At 33.4% G+C, this 14,720-nt stretch carries 15 protein-coding genes; 8 read left to right on the plus strand and 7 right to left on the minus strand.

The genetic code is table 11. The features are described 5' to 3' along the window. On the minus strand, positions 1-1,311 hold the full coding sequence (locus BP92_RS0107275; protein WP_026725461.1) for a phenylacetate--CoA ligase family protein: 1,311 nt from the start codon (positions 1,309-1,311) through the stop codon (positions 1-3). A gap of 112 nt (positions 1,312-1,423) precedes the next feature. Here BP92_RS0107275 and purD point away from each other — a divergent pair, with 112 nt between their 5' ends. Then, positions 1,424-2,695 carry a phosphoribosylamine--glycine ligase gene (purD, locus tag BP92_RS0107280; protein ID WP_026725462.1) on the plus strand — a complete coding sequence of 424 codons (1,272 nt, stop codon included), beginning with the start codon at positions 1,424-1,426 and terminating at the stop codon, positions 2,693-2,695. Positions 2,696-2,715: 20 nt separating this feature from the next. Here the strand turns inward: purD and BP92_RS0107285 are convergent, their stop codons facing one another. Further along, positions 2,716-2,946 (minus strand): DUF6341 family protein, encoded by a 231-nt coding sequence (locus tag BP92_RS0107285; RefSeq protein ID WP_026725463.1) that lies wholly within the window; start codon positions 2,944-2,946, stop codon positions 2,716-2,718. Between the two features lie 46 nt (positions 2,947-2,992). On the opposite strand from BP92_RS0107285, the gene BP92_RS0107290 reads away from it, so the two are divergent. Next, the gene (locus BP92_RS0107290) at positions 2,993-3,922 is read left to right on the plus strand and encodes a DUF6427 family protein (protein WP_026725464.1); all 930 of its coding nucleotides are present in this window, start codon (positions 2,993-2,995) and stop codon (positions 3,920-3,922) included. On the opposite strand, the gene upp is transcribed toward BP92_RS0107290, so the two are convergent. Beyond that, on the minus strand, positions 3,917-4,570 hold the full coding sequence (gene upp / locus BP92_RS0107295) for a uracil phosphoribosyltransferase (protein WP_026725465.1): 654 nt from the start codon (positions 4,568-4,570) through the stop codon (positions 3,917-3,919). The two genes, BP92_RS0107290 and upp, sit on opposite strands and share 6 nt — an antisense overlap. A 74-nt stretch (positions 4,571-4,644) precedes the next feature. Here upp and BP92_RS0107300 point away from each other — a divergent pair, with 74 nt between their 5' ends. Further along, positions 4,645-5,250, plus strand: a complete 606-nt coding sequence (locus BP92_RS0107300) for a DUF4254 domain-containing protein (protein WP_026725466.1) — start codon at positions 4,645-4,647, stop codon at positions 5,248-5,250. 11 nt (positions 5,251-5,261) lie between these two features. Next, positions 5,262-6,299, plus strand: coding sequence for a glycosyltransferase family 9 protein (locus tag BP92_RS0107305; RefSeq protein WP_026725467.1), 1,038 nt, complete (start codon positions 5,262-5,264; stop codon positions 6,297-6,299). Positions 6,300-6,330: 31 nt separating this feature from the next. On the opposite strand, the gene BP92_RS0107310 is transcribed toward BP92_RS0107305, so the two are convergent. Next, the gene (locus BP92_RS0107310; RefSeq protein ID WP_150111886.1) at positions 6,331-8,562 is read right to left on the minus strand and encodes a hypothetical protein; all 2,232 of its coding nucleotides are present in this window, start codon (positions 8,560-8,562) and stop codon (positions 6,331-6,333) included. 136 nt (positions 8,563-8,698) lie between these two features. Between BP92_RS0107310 and BP92_RS16720 the strand changes: the two genes are divergently transcribed. Continuing rightward, positions 8,699-9,781: a helix-turn-helix domain-containing protein gene (locus tag BP92_RS16720; protein WP_026725469.1), complete on the plus strand. Its 1,083-nt coding sequence runs from the start codon at positions 8,699-8,701 to the stop codon at positions 9,779-9,781. Here BP92_RS16720 and BP92_RS0107320 read toward each other — a convergent pair. Continuing rightward, on the minus strand, positions 9,778-10,830 hold the full coding sequence (locus BP92_RS0107320; protein ID WP_026725470.1) for a ferredoxin--NADP reductase: 1,053 nt from the start codon (positions 10,828-10,830) through the stop codon (positions 9,778-9,780). The genes BP92_RS16720 and BP92_RS0107320 overlap by 4 nt on opposite strands. Positions 10,831-10,968: 138 nt before the next feature. Between BP92_RS0107320 and BP92_RS0107325 the strand changes: the two genes are divergently transcribed. Genes BP92_RS0107325 through BP92_RS0107335 form a run of 3 tightly spaced genes read left to right on the plus strand, consistent with a single transcriptional unit; the run spans position 10,969 to position 12,624 of the window. Then, entirely contained in the window at positions 10,969-11,304 is a 336-nt protein-coding gene (locus tag BP92_RS0107325) for a PadR family transcriptional regulator (protein WP_026725471.1), read from the plus strand. Position 11,305: 1 nt separating this feature from the next. Beyond that, positions 11,306-11,929 (plus strand): hypothetical protein, encoded by a 624-nt coding sequence (locus BP92_RS0107330; protein WP_026725472.1) that lies wholly within the window; start codon positions 11,306-11,308, stop codon positions 11,927-11,929. Continuing rightward, the gene (locus tag BP92_RS0107335; RefSeq protein ID WP_026725473.1) at positions 11,926-12,624 is read left to right on the plus strand and encodes a hypothetical protein; all 699 of its coding nucleotides are present in this window, start codon (positions 11,926-11,928) and stop codon (positions 12,622-12,624) included. The genes BP92_RS0107330 and BP92_RS0107335 overlap by 4 nt, the downstream gene beginning before the upstream one ends. A 36-nt stretch (positions 12,625-12,660) precedes the next feature. On the opposite strand, the gene BP92_RS0107340 is transcribed toward BP92_RS0107335, so the two are convergent. Both BP92_RS0107340 and BP92_RS0107345 read right to left on the minus strand, forming a co-directional pair. Then, positions 12,661-13,173, minus strand: a complete 513-nt coding sequence (locus BP92_RS0107340) for an acyl-CoA thioesterase (protein ID WP_026725474.1) — start codon at positions 13,171-13,173, stop codon at positions 12,661-12,663. Positions 13,174-13,271: 98 nt separating this feature from the next. Next, positions 13,272-14,213 (minus strand): HU domain-containing protein, encoded by a 942-nt coding sequence (locus BP92_RS0107345; protein ID WP_026725475.1) that lies wholly within the window; start codon positions 14,211-14,213, stop codon positions 13,272-13,274. Positions 14,214-14,720 lie beyond the last annotated feature (507 nt).

The following is a 14,720-nucleotide window of genomic DNA, read 5'->3' on the forward strand; positions in this document are numbered from 1 at the left end:
CTATAAATTTGATTGAAATTGCTTCAATTTTCCTCTTTTTGTGCGTTCCAAAACTTCTTTTCTATTGTAAGTGAAATGCAATCCAGGTTCTAAATATTTGGCAATCGCTTTTTCAATTTCCTGAATTTGTTCCGAAGTCAATTCTACCGAACTCACATAATCAATTTCAAAACTATCCAATTTCGTTTGACGCACAATGAATTCTTTTACGTTTCCATCGTCTTCAATAATGCTTTTAGTTACGTAGTAAAATGTTAATCCAGGCGATTTTTTCCCGCTTGGTAAAAGTGCTACATCGCTGGTTCTTCCAATTAATTTTTTAAGGATTGGTTTTTTCAATGTGCTTTTTTCATCCAAAATTCCCACATCACCAATTTCATAACGAATAAACGGATGCGCTTTATTGTACAACGAAGTAATTACCACTTTTCCTTCTTTTCCATATGGAACCGGTTGATTATTTTCATCTAAAATTTCCACAAATAAGGTTTCTGAATTCACTTGCCATTCGTCTTTTGGATTTTGAAAAGCAATCAAATCCAACTCCGAAGCACCATATTCATTTACAACGGGAATTCCCAAATGTTTTTCAAGCAAGATTTTGTCTTCTTCAAACAACATTTCCGAAGTCACCATACAAACTTTCAACGTCGGACAAACATCGGTTAAAATGATATTTCGTGCTTGTAAATATTTTCCAAAAAGCACAATCGAACTCGTGTAACCATTGATGTAATCAAACTTTTTCGTTTTAAAATGTTCCAAAACACCATCTAAAACTTTGTCCGATAAATCAAAAATTGGGAAACGATATCTTTTGCTTAAAAAGTCTTTCAAACGTTCTTTTCTGTACCCAATAAAATCCAACGGAATTCCATAAAAACGCGCTTGATACGACGAATTAAAATCAACACCATACCAACCAAAACGATGAATAATCGAAGCCCAAGTAATAGCATGCGCTTCTTTATCCTTAGCAAAAACAAATGGATCACCACTCGAACCCGAAGTTTTATTCACGAAAACAGTTTTCTCAGTATAACCTTTGGAAAGTCTATCTTTTAATGGTTTTTGTAAATCTTTTTTGGTCAGAACGGGTAAATCATCCCAATTCTTAAATGAATTTTTCCCAACTAAATTTTGATAAAAAGCATTGTTTTTCAAATGAAATTCTACAATTTCTCGCTTTTTAGTTTCGAGATAATTGGGATAATCTGCCTCTGAAATTTGTAGAATTTTCTCAAAATCAGCCTGAGCTTTCACAATCGGAAAACCGCTTAATTTTAAAGAAAGATGAAACAAGTTGAACATTCGTTGGAATTTATCCAAAAGTAATAAATCTGAAAATAATCTTTCTTCTTTTTTCTTTTTTCTTTCTTCTTAAGAAATAGTACTTTTGCCAAACAACATAACAACACACAAAATGACTATTTTACTACTTGGTTCTGGCGGTCGCGAACACGCACTGGCTTGGAAAATGCTTCAATCTTCAAAATGTACATCTCTTTTTGTTGCTCCTGGAAATGCAGGAACAGCAAACATCGCAAAAAATGTGGATTTGAATCCGAATGATTTTGATGTCGTTAAAGCTTTTGTTTTACAAGAAAAAGTAGAAATGGTTGTCGTAGGACCAGAAGATCCATTGGTGTTAGGAATTTATGATTTCTTCAAAAATGATGCTGAAATCAATCATATTCCTGTAATTGGACCATCAAAAGTGGGAGCACAATTAGAAGGTAGTAAAGAATTTGCTAAAGAATTTTTAGTAAAACACAACATTCCAACCGCTCGTTACGAAAGTTTCACTAAAGAAACCGTAGAGCAAGGTTGTAAATTTTTAGAAACTTTAGAAGCGCCATACGTTTTAAAAGCAGACGGATTAGCCGCTGGGAAAGGCGTTTTAATTTTATCTGATTTAGAAGAAGCGAAAACGGAATTACGAAATATGTTAGTGGGTGCTAAATTTGGACAAGCAAGTTCAAAAGTAGTAATCGAAGAATTCTTAGACGGAATTGAATTAAGTTGTTTCGTTTTAACTGACGGAAAATCATATAAAGTACTACCAACAGCAAAAGATTACAAACGAATCGGAGAAGGCGATACTGGATTAAATACAGGTGGAATGGGCGCTGTATCTCCAGTTCCATTTGCCGATGCAGTTTTATTAGAAAAAATCGAAACTCGAATTGTAAAACCAACCATCGCAGGTTTACAAAAAGACGGAATCGAATATAAAGGATTTGTTTTTATCGGTTTAATCAACGTGAAAGGCGAACCAATGGTTATCGAATATAACGTTCGAATGGGCGATCCAGAAACGGAAGTGGTAATGCCAAGATTAAAAAGTGATTTAGTTGAAATTTTTGAAGCCATCGCAAATCAAGAATTAGATAAAATTACTTTGGAAATTGATGAGAGAGCCGCTACAACGATTATGGTTGTTTCAGGTGGTTATCCTGAAGATTACGAAAAAGGAAAAGAAATTTTTGGATTGGAAAACATCACCGATTCTATTCCATTTCATGCGGGAACAAAATTAGAGAACGGAAAAATAGTGACTAACGGAGGTCGAGTTATTGCGGTAACTTCGTATGGAAATGACTTTCAAGAAGCCATAAAAAAATCTTATCAAAGTATAGCAAAACTACAATTTGATAAGATGTATTTTAGAAACGATATTGGTAAGGATTTATAATCCTTGCTAATATCTTAAGATTATTTTAAAAATGAGTGTGCAGTTGTATCTTGCTCATCTTCATTATTTGCTTTGAAGATGTTCAATTGTTTAATCCAATACACCATTGCTGCACCACAAATAATAATAAAAATCCAATTAAGAATATTAGCTGCCCACCAGTTAGTTAATTCTAACTTAGCCAACATATCCATTGGAACAAACAAAAAGTCAACAAAAAGACTAGCAATTCCGTCAAAAAATGATTTCATTTTGATAAAGTATTATATTTACACCACAAAAATATAAAATATTCGGATGTTAGCAAGCATTTTTAGTAAAACAAGACCATTTAATTATTTAGTAGTAGGTATTTTATCGCTTTTTTTCTTTTCTGTAAAGATAATTGCGTTAGCACAACCTAATGCCGATTGGATTTATTATGCTGAAGAGTTTGGTTTATATGTGCTTCTTTTTGCTTCATTATTCATTTTAAATTTCATTACGCTTAAGAACGGATTGACAAAAGGAAATAACTATGCTTTATTGTTGTTTTTTGTTTTTCTTTTGTTCTTCTCTTCGATTTTCCAGAATAAAAACATCATTATTTCCAACTTTCTATTGCTTTTGGCTTTAAGAAGATTAATTTCTTTAAAATCTTTACTTCAAACAAAAGAGAAAATTTTTGATGCTTCATTTTGGATTTTCTTAGCAGCATTATTTCACTTTTGGAGTATTTTTTATATCATTTTGGTTTTTATTGCGGTTATTCTTCACGTTTCAAAAGATTACCGAAATTGGATTATTCCTTTCATCGCTTTGTTCGCCGTAACCATTTTGTTCTTTCTTGCGAATAGTATTCTAGACAATACACTATTGAGTACACTGTTAGATAAAACGTATATCAGTTTTGATTTTTATTATTTCGAAAATGTTTACCAACGAATTGCTTTAGCTTTATTTACCTCAATAAGTTTGTTTTTCTTTGTAACTCATGTTTTTGACTTGCCAAATAAGGCATTAAATATGCAATCCTCACACAAAACGATTTTGTTTTCTTTTATTCTTGGAGTTGGAATTTATGTGCTTTCAGCCAATAAAAATAATGGATGTTTAGCATTTTGTTTCGGACCTTTAGCTGTGATGGGCGCTAATTTTATTGAGAAAATTGAGAACAATTGGGTAAAAGAAATTGTGGTCTACGCATTATTAGGTTTGGGAATTTTCTTCTTTACAATGCAATTATAATTTAATTCCGTAAGCCAAATCTCCAGCATCGCCTAAACCTGGAACAATGTAGTTATGTTCGTTCAATTTTTCATCTAAGGCAGCTACCCATAAGTGACAATTTTCTGGAACGTTTTTTTCTAAGTATTCAATTCCTTCAGGTGTTGCAATAACAACAGCAATGTGAATTTCTTTTGGTTTTTGTTCCAAATGTAATTTGTGAAGTACAGCTACCAATGATTGTCCAGTAGCCAACATTGGATCAATTAAGATCAAATTTTTTCCTTCGAATGATGGAGCTGCTTGATACTCTACTAAAATTTCAAACTTATCATCGTTGTCATAATGATGACGGTAAGCCGAGACAAATCCGTTTTCTGCGTTGTCAAAAAAGCTCATGAAACCTTGATGTAAAGCTAAACCAGCACGTAAAATCGAACATAGAACAACGGGTTCTGCAATGGTTGTAGTGTGTTTGATACCAAGTGGTGTTTGCACATCGATGTTTTTGTAATCAAGTGTTTTACTTAATTCGTAAGCCATTATTTCTCCAATACGCTCAATATTTTTTCGAAAACGCATACTGTCATTTTGGATGTTCACATCGCGAATTTGCGCTAAAAAATGATTAAGAATACTGTTTTGTTCGGAGATATAATGAATGTGCATCGATTTTATTTTTTGTAATTCAGGATAAAAGTACAAAAAATCGCTATTTTTGTATCAATTTAAAAGAGATAATTATGTTTGCTGAATTTGCATTTCCCATTTTTGAACAAAGTATCAAAGCATATCACATCATTGACGATGTGTATCAACCAGTTGTAAATCCTTTCGAAAAAGGAACTATTGAATATTTGTTATTTGCAAAAAACTGGGTAGACACCGTGCAATGGCATTATGAAGATATCGTTCGTGATCCAAATATTGACCCGGTTGCAGCTTTAGATTTAAAACGTAAAATTGATGCTTCCAACCAAGTTCGTACGGATATGGTGGAATACATCGATAGTTATTTCTTAGATAAATACAAAGACGTTCAAGTAAAACCAAATGCAAAAATCAATACGGAAAGTCCAGCTTGGGCAATTGACCGTTTATCGATTTTGGCTTTGAAAATTTACCACATGAACGAAGAGGCAACTCGTGCAGAAGCAACGGCGGAACACAGAGCAAAATGTCAAGAAAAATTAAATGTATTGTTAGACCAAAAGAACGATATGTTTACTTCAATCAGTCAGTTAATTGAAGATATTGAAGCGGGTGACAAATACATGAAAGTGTACAAACAAATGAAAATGTACAACGACGAGGAGTTAAATCCAGTATTGTATCAGAATAAAAAATAGTCGTCAAATTGATGTCTAAACCAAAACACATATTGGTAATAAGGCTCTCAGCTATGGGTGATGTTGCTATGACAGTTCCAGTGTTGAGAGCCTTAGTTTTGCAATATCCCGAAGTAAAAATCACAGTAGTTTCCCGACCTTTTTTTCAGCCTTTTTTTGATGGAATTCCAAATGTGAATTTCTTTGGTGTGGATTTGAAAGAACGACACAAAGGTTTTGTCGGATTACTTCGATTATTTTCCGATTTACGAAAATTGAACATTGATGCAGTTGCCGATTTACACAATGTACTTCGTTCTAAAGTTGTCCGAACATTATTCGCGTTAAGCGGAAAAAAAGTCGCCGCAACCGATAAAGGAAGAGCTGACAAGAAAGCCTTAACCAATTTAACCAACAAAGTTTTTGCTCCAGTAAAATCAATGGTCGAAAGACATGTAGATACTTTCAAACAGCTTGGATTTTCAGTTGATTTAGCGAATCCTCAATTTCCTGAAAAAGCGATTTTATCTCAAGAAATTCTTTCCATAACTGGAATTAAAAATCAAAATTGGATTGGAATTGCGCCTTTTGCTCAATATGAAAGTAAAGTGTATCCAATCGATTTAATGCAAGAAGTAATTGATGGTTTAGCAGAAAATAAAAATCATAAAATCTTCTTATTTGGTGGAGGTGAGAAAGAAATTCAGTTGTTGAATCAATTACAAAACCAACACGAAAATGTAATTGTTTTAGCTGGAAAATTAAAATTCAAACAAGAGTTAGAAGTGATTTCCAATTTAGATACCATGCTTTCCATGGATTCAGGAAATGCGCACATTGCAGCTATGTTGGGCGTTAAAGTCATTACACTTTGGGGTGCCACTCATCCTTATGCAGGTTTTAAACCGTTCAATCAACCTGACGATTATTGTTTGACTTCGGATAGAGAAAAATATCCATTATTACCAACATCCATTTATGGAAACAAAAAGGTAGAAGGTTATGAAGATGTGATGCGAACGATTTTACCCAATACAATTATAGAAAAAATAGAAAAGGAGCTGAAGTAGCTCCTTTCTTTTTAGTTATAGGTTTTTTGCATCAAAATCCTAAATGAACTAAAATATAATTTTTCAATAAATTGTGGAAAAACTTCTCTTGGTCAGTTTCAACACCAATCGTTGTGAAATTAGCGCTTGACAGGAATCCATTATCGCAAATGAATAACGCTCTATTGCCTTCACCACAGGTCCAAATAGCGGGTTTACCACTTGGATATGTTGCCAACACTTGAGCGCCAATCGGTAAAGTGTAAGTTGTACCATTAAATTCGGCACTAACGCCTGTTCCTAATAATGCTACACCTGCATTTGCGGTGCTCCAATAACTGCTACTTAATGGAATAGTTGAATTTACCGTCGTCGGATTTGCTCCTGCAATAAAAGTTCCTGTGCCTCCAAAGGCAGTATGATAATTGTTTGAAGTGGTAATGGCATTTGCATCATTCGCATCCAAAGTAATAATTGCAATTCCGCCCAAAGCCACATAATCTCGAATTCTTTGACAATCGGCTAAGCTTCTTGAACCTGCAGTTTTGTTGGGTCCACAAGCCGCAATGTCAATTGTATTTCGCATCGTTAATGGAGAAATTCCACCGTTAAAAATGGTAACGTAATCATCATGTAATATTCCACCAATGGTATTAAAAATTCCCGTTGGGCCATAATTTTGTGGAACCGTTTGTTGTCCAAATGGAGACGTAGCATTATAAGCACTTCCATCAATATATTTTATCGAAATTACTCTTCCGTTCACACGAATTGAAAACACACAAGTTTGTCCTCCAAATGTGATGGGAAAACTTGCTAATCCTGAGTAAGTAGGAGTTCCTGTTATCGTAAAACTTAAGTTTCCATTTCCTGAAGCCAAAGTTCCAGGTGTTAAAGTTGCGGTTAATCCTAAAACTCCAGTTGAGTTTATGGTTTGGGTTGGATAAGCTACACCATTTCCACCTGTATAAGGTAACGTGGTTGTACCAGAATATAAACTAAACTGAGTTGCTGTTGCAGGAGAATGAATCGCTCCACTACAATTCAAACCGGTCACTGTTGGACTTCCACTAATCACAATTTGAACATCTGCGCCAGAACAACCTAGATTTGTTATAAAATTACTTAAATTAAAACGAGCATTACCTGTTCCAGAAGGTGTTCCGCTAACATTAAAAACTAATGTCCCGCCAGCAGGATTTGTAAATCCAGCAGCAATTGTTGCGATTAATCCTGTTACTCCTGTTGAAGGAATACTTTGAGCATCATAACCACCACCATTTCCGCCAGCAGGATAGGTTACGGTAATAGTTCCAGTATAAGGTGAACCATTAATTCCAGTTGTTGGACTTTCCACAACGGCTGTTGAACAGGTTATAGGTGCAATGCTAGCTTTGTTGATAGTTATAGTGAAACTACAACTCTTGCCATCAAATGTAAATGGAAATGTTGCGGTGGCTGTTGTTGATGCAGAGACAAAAGGGTCGGGATTACCAGTTACCGTAAAAGTGAAATTCCCTGCTCCAGTAGCTAATGTTCCTGCGTTTAAAGTTGCTGTTAATCCTGTTACTCCTGTTGAAGCAATAGGTGTTCCAGCGGAATAAGCCACGCCATTTCCACCAGTGTAAGGAACGGTTACTGTTTTATTATAGGGTAAACCTGCAACTCCATTTCCGGCAGGTGTAACTGTGAAAGGAGCAATACAAGGAAGAGAAGCAATAGTAGGACCGTCAACAGTTATAGAAAAAGAACAACTTAATCCTCCAAATGAAATAGCAAAATTAGCCGTTCCGCTTGAAGTTGGTATTCCCGAAATGACATAAGTTAAATTTCCAGTTCCGTTGGTTAGCGTTCCCGCTTGTAAAGTTGCGGTTAATCCTGTAACTCCCGTTGAAGCAATTGGAAAACCTGAAGGATATGAACCCCCATTTCCTCCAGAGTATGGAATAGTGGCATTGCCAGAATAACTCACACCAACAGCGCCTGCACTTTCTGTTACTCCAGCACAATTTAAAATCGAAATGGTTGCGTCACAAAGTGAATTCCAAGCAGAACTTTTGTAATATTGAAAACAATTAATAGAGGTGTTGTAAATCATTAATCCATTAGCTGGTGAAGCAATAGCATCACGTTGTGCTGTGGTTAATCTTGGCACAAGAAATCCTTGGGTTGTACTAGTTAGATCTAAAATGGAACTTGCATGTGGATTAGTTGTTCCAATTCCAACTTGAGCAAAAGATTGAATCGTGTAAAAAACGATAATAGTTAATAAAATTTTTTTCATAATCATTTGTATTTTGATGCAGGTCAAAACTACTTCTGTTGAAAATGATAAGAAAATACTATATGTTTGTATTCCGTGAATTTGTACAAATTCCGTATATTTAAACATTAATTAACCTAAAATACAGCCTAATTTAATGTCATTACTACTTCCTATTTTAACTGCTTTTGTGTTAGCATTTCTCTTTTTATTTAGGGGAAATGGCAAGCAAAATAAGACTTCGCAGTTTTTAGGATTGTATTTTTTACTTTGGGCTTTTGCTATTTCGTGTTTCTTTTTGGCAACTGAAAAGCTAACTTGGCTTCCTGAGAAGATTTCTGAGGTAATTATGTTACTTTTCTTTGTTTTCCTACTTGCAATTCCACCTACGATTTATCTTTATAGTGTTTTTTTGGCCGGAATTCGTCAAAGCAGAAATGTAAAACATTTTTATGTGGTGTTTTTGCTTTTCTTTATTAATGCATTTTCCTTTTTATATATGGATTCGAAAAAGAATCTTTTTATGAAAGAAATGAGCGAAAAAGTATTGACATATTCCAATTATTTGGCACTGCTTTTCGTGTTTCCCTTGTTGAGTATTTATTATCTATTTTTATCCATTTCTGTATTTAAAAGGTATAAAAGAGAAAAACAATTGGACACCACTTCGCCTGGAATTCACCCTGATAAATTGCTTCACTTTATTTTAGGTTATGTAATTTTTATGGTCTTGTTATTAATAAGTCTAACAGGGATTTTACCTAAATTTTTAAAATTATCTTTCGAATTATACTCTGCAGCTTATTTTATTTATGTGGGTTACATCAGTTGGAAACAAGAAAAATTGGATTTTGAAGTTGTGCAAGAGCAAAAGGAAGCTAAAGAATCAGAAAATTATGCGCCATTTTTTGAAGGATTAGAAGAAAAGTTAGGCATCATAATGAAAGAAGAAAAACCCTTTTTAGATGCCAAACTTACTTTGAATCAGTTGGCTAAGAAAATTGGAAGTAATGAAAAATATTTGTCACTTTTCTTAAACTCTAAGTACGAAATGAATTTTGCAACCTACATTAATTCTTATCGAATTGAAGAAGCAAAACAACTTTTAGTACAAAAAGAAACCTTCAATTTCACTATTGAAACAATAGCAAATATGGCGGGATTTCATTCTAAATCTTCTTTCAATACTGCTTTTAAGAAAGCTACGGGTAAAACTCCATCAGAGTTTAAAAACCATTAAACATCATCAAAATCAATCTTAATTGTAGCTGTTGTTGGATGCGCCTGACAAGCTAATGTTAATCCTTCTGCAATTTCGGCATCGGTTAAAATTTGATTCTTTTTCAAGACCGCTTCACCTTCTGTAATTCTACAAATACAACTGCTACAAATCCCACCTTGACAAGAATAGGGAACATCTAAACCTTGTTTCAACGCCGCTTCTAATAAAGTTTGCTTTTGACTCATTTCGAAAGTCGTTTCTTCATCATCAACTAAAATGGAAATTTTAGTGTGACCATCAGCGTTTGCAACGGTTTCTCCTTCGTTTGATGAGGTAGAGAATAATTCAAATTTAATATCTGAACTCGCAATATTATTTTCTTTCAATGTATCCGAAACCAAATTGATCATCTCTTCAGGTCCGCATAAATAGAATTTTGAAAATTCCATTTCAGCATGTTTGTTTTTCAAGATGAAATTTACCGTTGATTTATCAATTCGGCCAAACAAAGCATTGTCAGCCGTTGATTGGCTATAAACATATTGTACAAATAAACGTCCAACATATTGCAATTGCAAATCGTGTAATTGATTGTGGAAAATGGTATCTTTTTCTGATTTATTTCCGTAAACCAAAACAAAAGTACTGTTTGGTTCTTCTTCTAAAACCGATTTTAAAATTGAGTAAACAGGCGTAATTCCACTACCCGCCACAAAAGCTGCATAGTTTTTCTGACGTTCTGCTTTAGGTTCGAAAGTGAATTTCCCTTCTGGAGTTCCTACTTCGATTATATTTCCAACCGCTAATTTTTCATTGGCAAACTTGGAGAAGAATCCGCCTTGGATGGCTTTAACGGCAATTCGTAATTCGCCACTTTTTGGAGAAGAACAAATCGAATACGCTCTTCTAATTTCTTGTCCGTCAAGTGTAATTTTTAAGTTTACATATTGTCCTGCAACGAATTGGTAATACGATTTTAATTCGTCGGGAACATTAAAAAGAATCGAAACCGCATCGGCTGTTTCTTTGATGATTTCTTTAATGCTTAATTTATAAAATGATGACATGGTATTTTATTTTTTACAAAAATACTATTTATCAAGAAAATAGAAGATAGAATTTAGAAAATAGAGGTCAAAAAAATATACTTAAGACTATTATGCATAAGAAAATTATGTATATATTTGTTTTGAAATTTTAGATTTATGAAAAATTCACAATTATATAAAGGTAGTTTAAACACCATCATTATGAAGCTTTTAGAAGAGCAACACCGAATGTATGGTTATGAAATTACGCAGAAAGTAAAAGAAATTACAAAGGGAGAATTGAACATCACCGAAGGCGCTTTGTATCCTGCTTTACACAAATTAGAAGCCGAAGGTTTGCTAGATGTTGAGGTGGAAAAAGTAGACAATCGCTTAAGAAAGTACTATAAACTTACCGAAAAAGGCACTACAGAAACCGTAAACCGTTTAGCTGAATTAGAAGAATTCATCAAAAACATGCAAACAATTGTAAATCCTAAATTGAGTTATTAAGATGAAGTTAACGGCTGAAAACATAAAATTCATAGACAATTATCTAAAAAACAGCGAAGTCATTTATTACGACATTCGAATAGAAATGCTTGACCATGTAGCAACCGCAATAGAACAAAAAATGCAAACGGAAAATCTAGATTTTTACGATGCTTTCAAAAGTTATATGGTGGTGAATAAAAAAGAAATCTTGAAAGGGAATAAATTTTGGTCGGTCTATTCAAAAGATACGATTTTAAATTTCCTGAAGTTTTTGATGCACCCAGTAATGATTATGACTGGTCTTTCTTTTTATTTTTTCTATGAAAATATTGAGATAACAAATTATTTTTCTGAATCATTTACTATTAGAAATCTTTTCTTTGTAGTCATGATGATTCTAGCATTTTTTCAACTTATCTATTTTCATTTAATTTTAAAACAAAGATTTTTTGTTCTGGAAAAATTAGGCGGTTTATTAGCTATTATCTACTATTTGCAAATGTTTTTTATGAACCAACATGAAGATGAAACGCCTTCAATAATTACATTGACATTGTTTAGTTATGTTATGATAGCTTATCTTCTATATTTCATTAAGGAGGTTTATAAATTCAATACTTACAAAAAACAGTTTGTATTATGAAACTCAAACCAGAACAAATAGACCGTCTTTACCAATTCACCCGTCAACATTATGTTGAATGGTACGATTTACAAACCGAGTTAGTCGATCATTTGGCTAATTCTATTGAAGCACAATGGGAAGAAAATCCAAAAATCTCATTTGAAGATGCGTTGCAAATTGAGTTTAAAAAGTTTGGCGTTTTTGGGTTTATGGATGTGGTGGAACAAAGACAATTAGCACTTAATAAAAAGTATAATTTAATTATTTGGAAACATTTCAAGGCTTTTTTTACAATTCCTAAAATTATTATAACTGCTGGAATTGTTGGCTCAACATTCTTTTTTTTAAAAAGTTTACTTTTTAAAGCAGATGTGGTACTTCTTATTTTTGGAATAATTGTTTTGAGTTTCTATTTTTCCATTATTTACTTTTCAAGAAAAAACAAAAAAGCAAGTCAATTAACCAATAAAAAATGGTTGCTTAAAGAAATTATATTAGGACGTTCTTCTTTGGTTGGAATAACCTATTTACCCATTCAAATTATTATTCATTCTGAAAAAGTAATGGATAATCCTTATGGTATTTTTATCATAAGTTTTTTAATAGTTGCAATGGCTTTAATAGAATATATTATTTTAATTGAAGTTCCTAGGAAAGCAGAAGACTATTTAAAAGAAACCTATCCCGAATATGCCTTAGAAAATGCCAATTAAAAAGAAAGCCTACTCATAAAGTAGGCTTTCTTTTTATTATTCCATAAACAACGCTTTTAATTCCGTTGCTTCGCTTGGTTTCATTTTTCCGGCTAAGACTAAGCTTAGTTGTTTTCTTCTTAATGCTGCGGCAAATCGTTCTTTTTCCAAATCTGTTTCTGGAACAATTGGTGGAACAGGAATTGGTCTTCCCGTTTCATCTACTGCTACAAAAGTATAAATCGCTTCGTTCGCTTTATTTTTAATTCCTGATTCACGGTCTTCAATCCAAACATCAATAAAAATTTCCATTGAAGTGTTGAATGTTCTGGAAACTTTTGATTCAACAGTAACTACACTTCCTAACGGAATAGCTCTGTTAAACGCCACGTGATTCACAGATGCCGTTACACAAATTCTACGTGAGTGTCTTCGAGCTGATATACTTGCAGCTCTATCCATACGGGCTAAAAGTTCACCACCAAATAAGTTGTTTAATGGGTTGGTTTCACCTGGTAATACCACATCGGTTAAAGTAGTTAATGATTCTGAAGGGAATTTTGGTTGCATTGTTTTTTTTGCAAAGATAAAGAGGAATTTTAAAATTAAATGCAAAAAAAAATCCCAAAATTGGGATTTCAATAATTATTACGCAAAGTGTTAAATTTTTATTCGATTAACAACCAAGCTTCCGCATTGTGCGATTTTTGAATGTTTTTTCTTTCAGTTTGAGCCTCGTTTAAGTTTTTGAAACTTCCATAAACCACAGGATATAAATTGTGTTTGTTTATAGGAAGCATCTTAGCATTTTCAAAACCAGCGGCTTTTAATTCGGCAATAGCTTTGTTAGCATTCACTTCACTTCTATAAGCACCAGCTACCAAATGATAAGGCATTTTTTCTTCAACCGGAGCAGCTACACTTAATTCAACGGCTTCAACCGGAGCGCTAATTACAAAAGTTGCTTCTTGAATTTGTTGTTGTACTTTTTCTTGTACGTTTTTCTGAACCGCTAAAGTTTTAGTCTCAATTTGTTGATCGTAATACGTTTTATATCCAAAACCACCAGCGCCCAACATCACCACAAAAATAGCAGCATATTTTAAATACGAGTAATCTTTCTTTCTTTCAGGAGTAAAAATAATTGGTGCTTTTTCTTCTAAAGCTTCTACTTCTTGTTTTAAAACTTCTCTTGTAATTTCTGGAGAAACAAAAGGAGTTAATCCAAAAGAATCCGTTAAGTAATTAACAGTATTAGCTGGTTCAAAAACCCAATTCATTTCATTATTTACCGAAATCTCACCAATGTTTTTCAACACCACACGATTGCGGTTTTGTAACAAATACGTCCATTCGTTCACCACATCACCAATTTTGATTACCGCTAATTCGTAGGATATTTTTTCTTGTAATGCCACATGATTTGCCAATAAACCATCATTGTTTTTTACATTCGCATTAAACGAAACCACCTTTTTAGGTGGAAAAAACGAACTTGCGCTTCCAGTAACGTGAGCGGACATAGTTTCGGTTAAAAACGCACCAAAGCCAGGAACAGTAACGCACTGATAACGATATAATAAGTCGGATATGTGTTTTTCTATCTGCATAACAACAAAGTTAGATAATCAATAGTAATATCAAAATTTTATCAACAAAAATTATTAACAATTGCGGTTTTTACTGTAAATAATTGGAAGCGAATGGTTTGGGCTTTCTTGGTTTCCCTGTTCCTGCTGTCCGCTCTACATGGTGCCGCTCCCATCAGGGCTCATATCTTTGTTAAGATTTAAAAATATGAATTATTTATCTTTGAAATAGTAATAATTGATAAACAAAACCAAGTTGCAAAATACTATCGGGGCGAAATACATCATAGATGATATTGCATACACTAGGGTAATCTACTTGGTTTTAATTACATTATAGTCACAATAGTACTTAAGCACTTGCTTTAATAGAAAGATGCTGTATAAAAAATGAGCAAAGTCTACTGTAATTTTTTGTTTATCTAAAAATCAAAGAGTTATGAATTTAAAGTATGCTGTAGGACTTGATGTATCAAGTAAAAAAATTGACGCTTGTATGAGTATTATTGATGAGAAACAAAGAGTTGT

Origin of the sequence: Flavobacterium sasangense DSM 21067, from assembly GCF_000686885.1 — a bacterium.
In the GTDB taxonomy this organism is placed as follows: domain Bacteria; phylum Bacteroidota; class Bacteroidia; order Flavobacteriales; family Flavobacteriaceae; genus Flavobacterium; species Flavobacterium sasangense.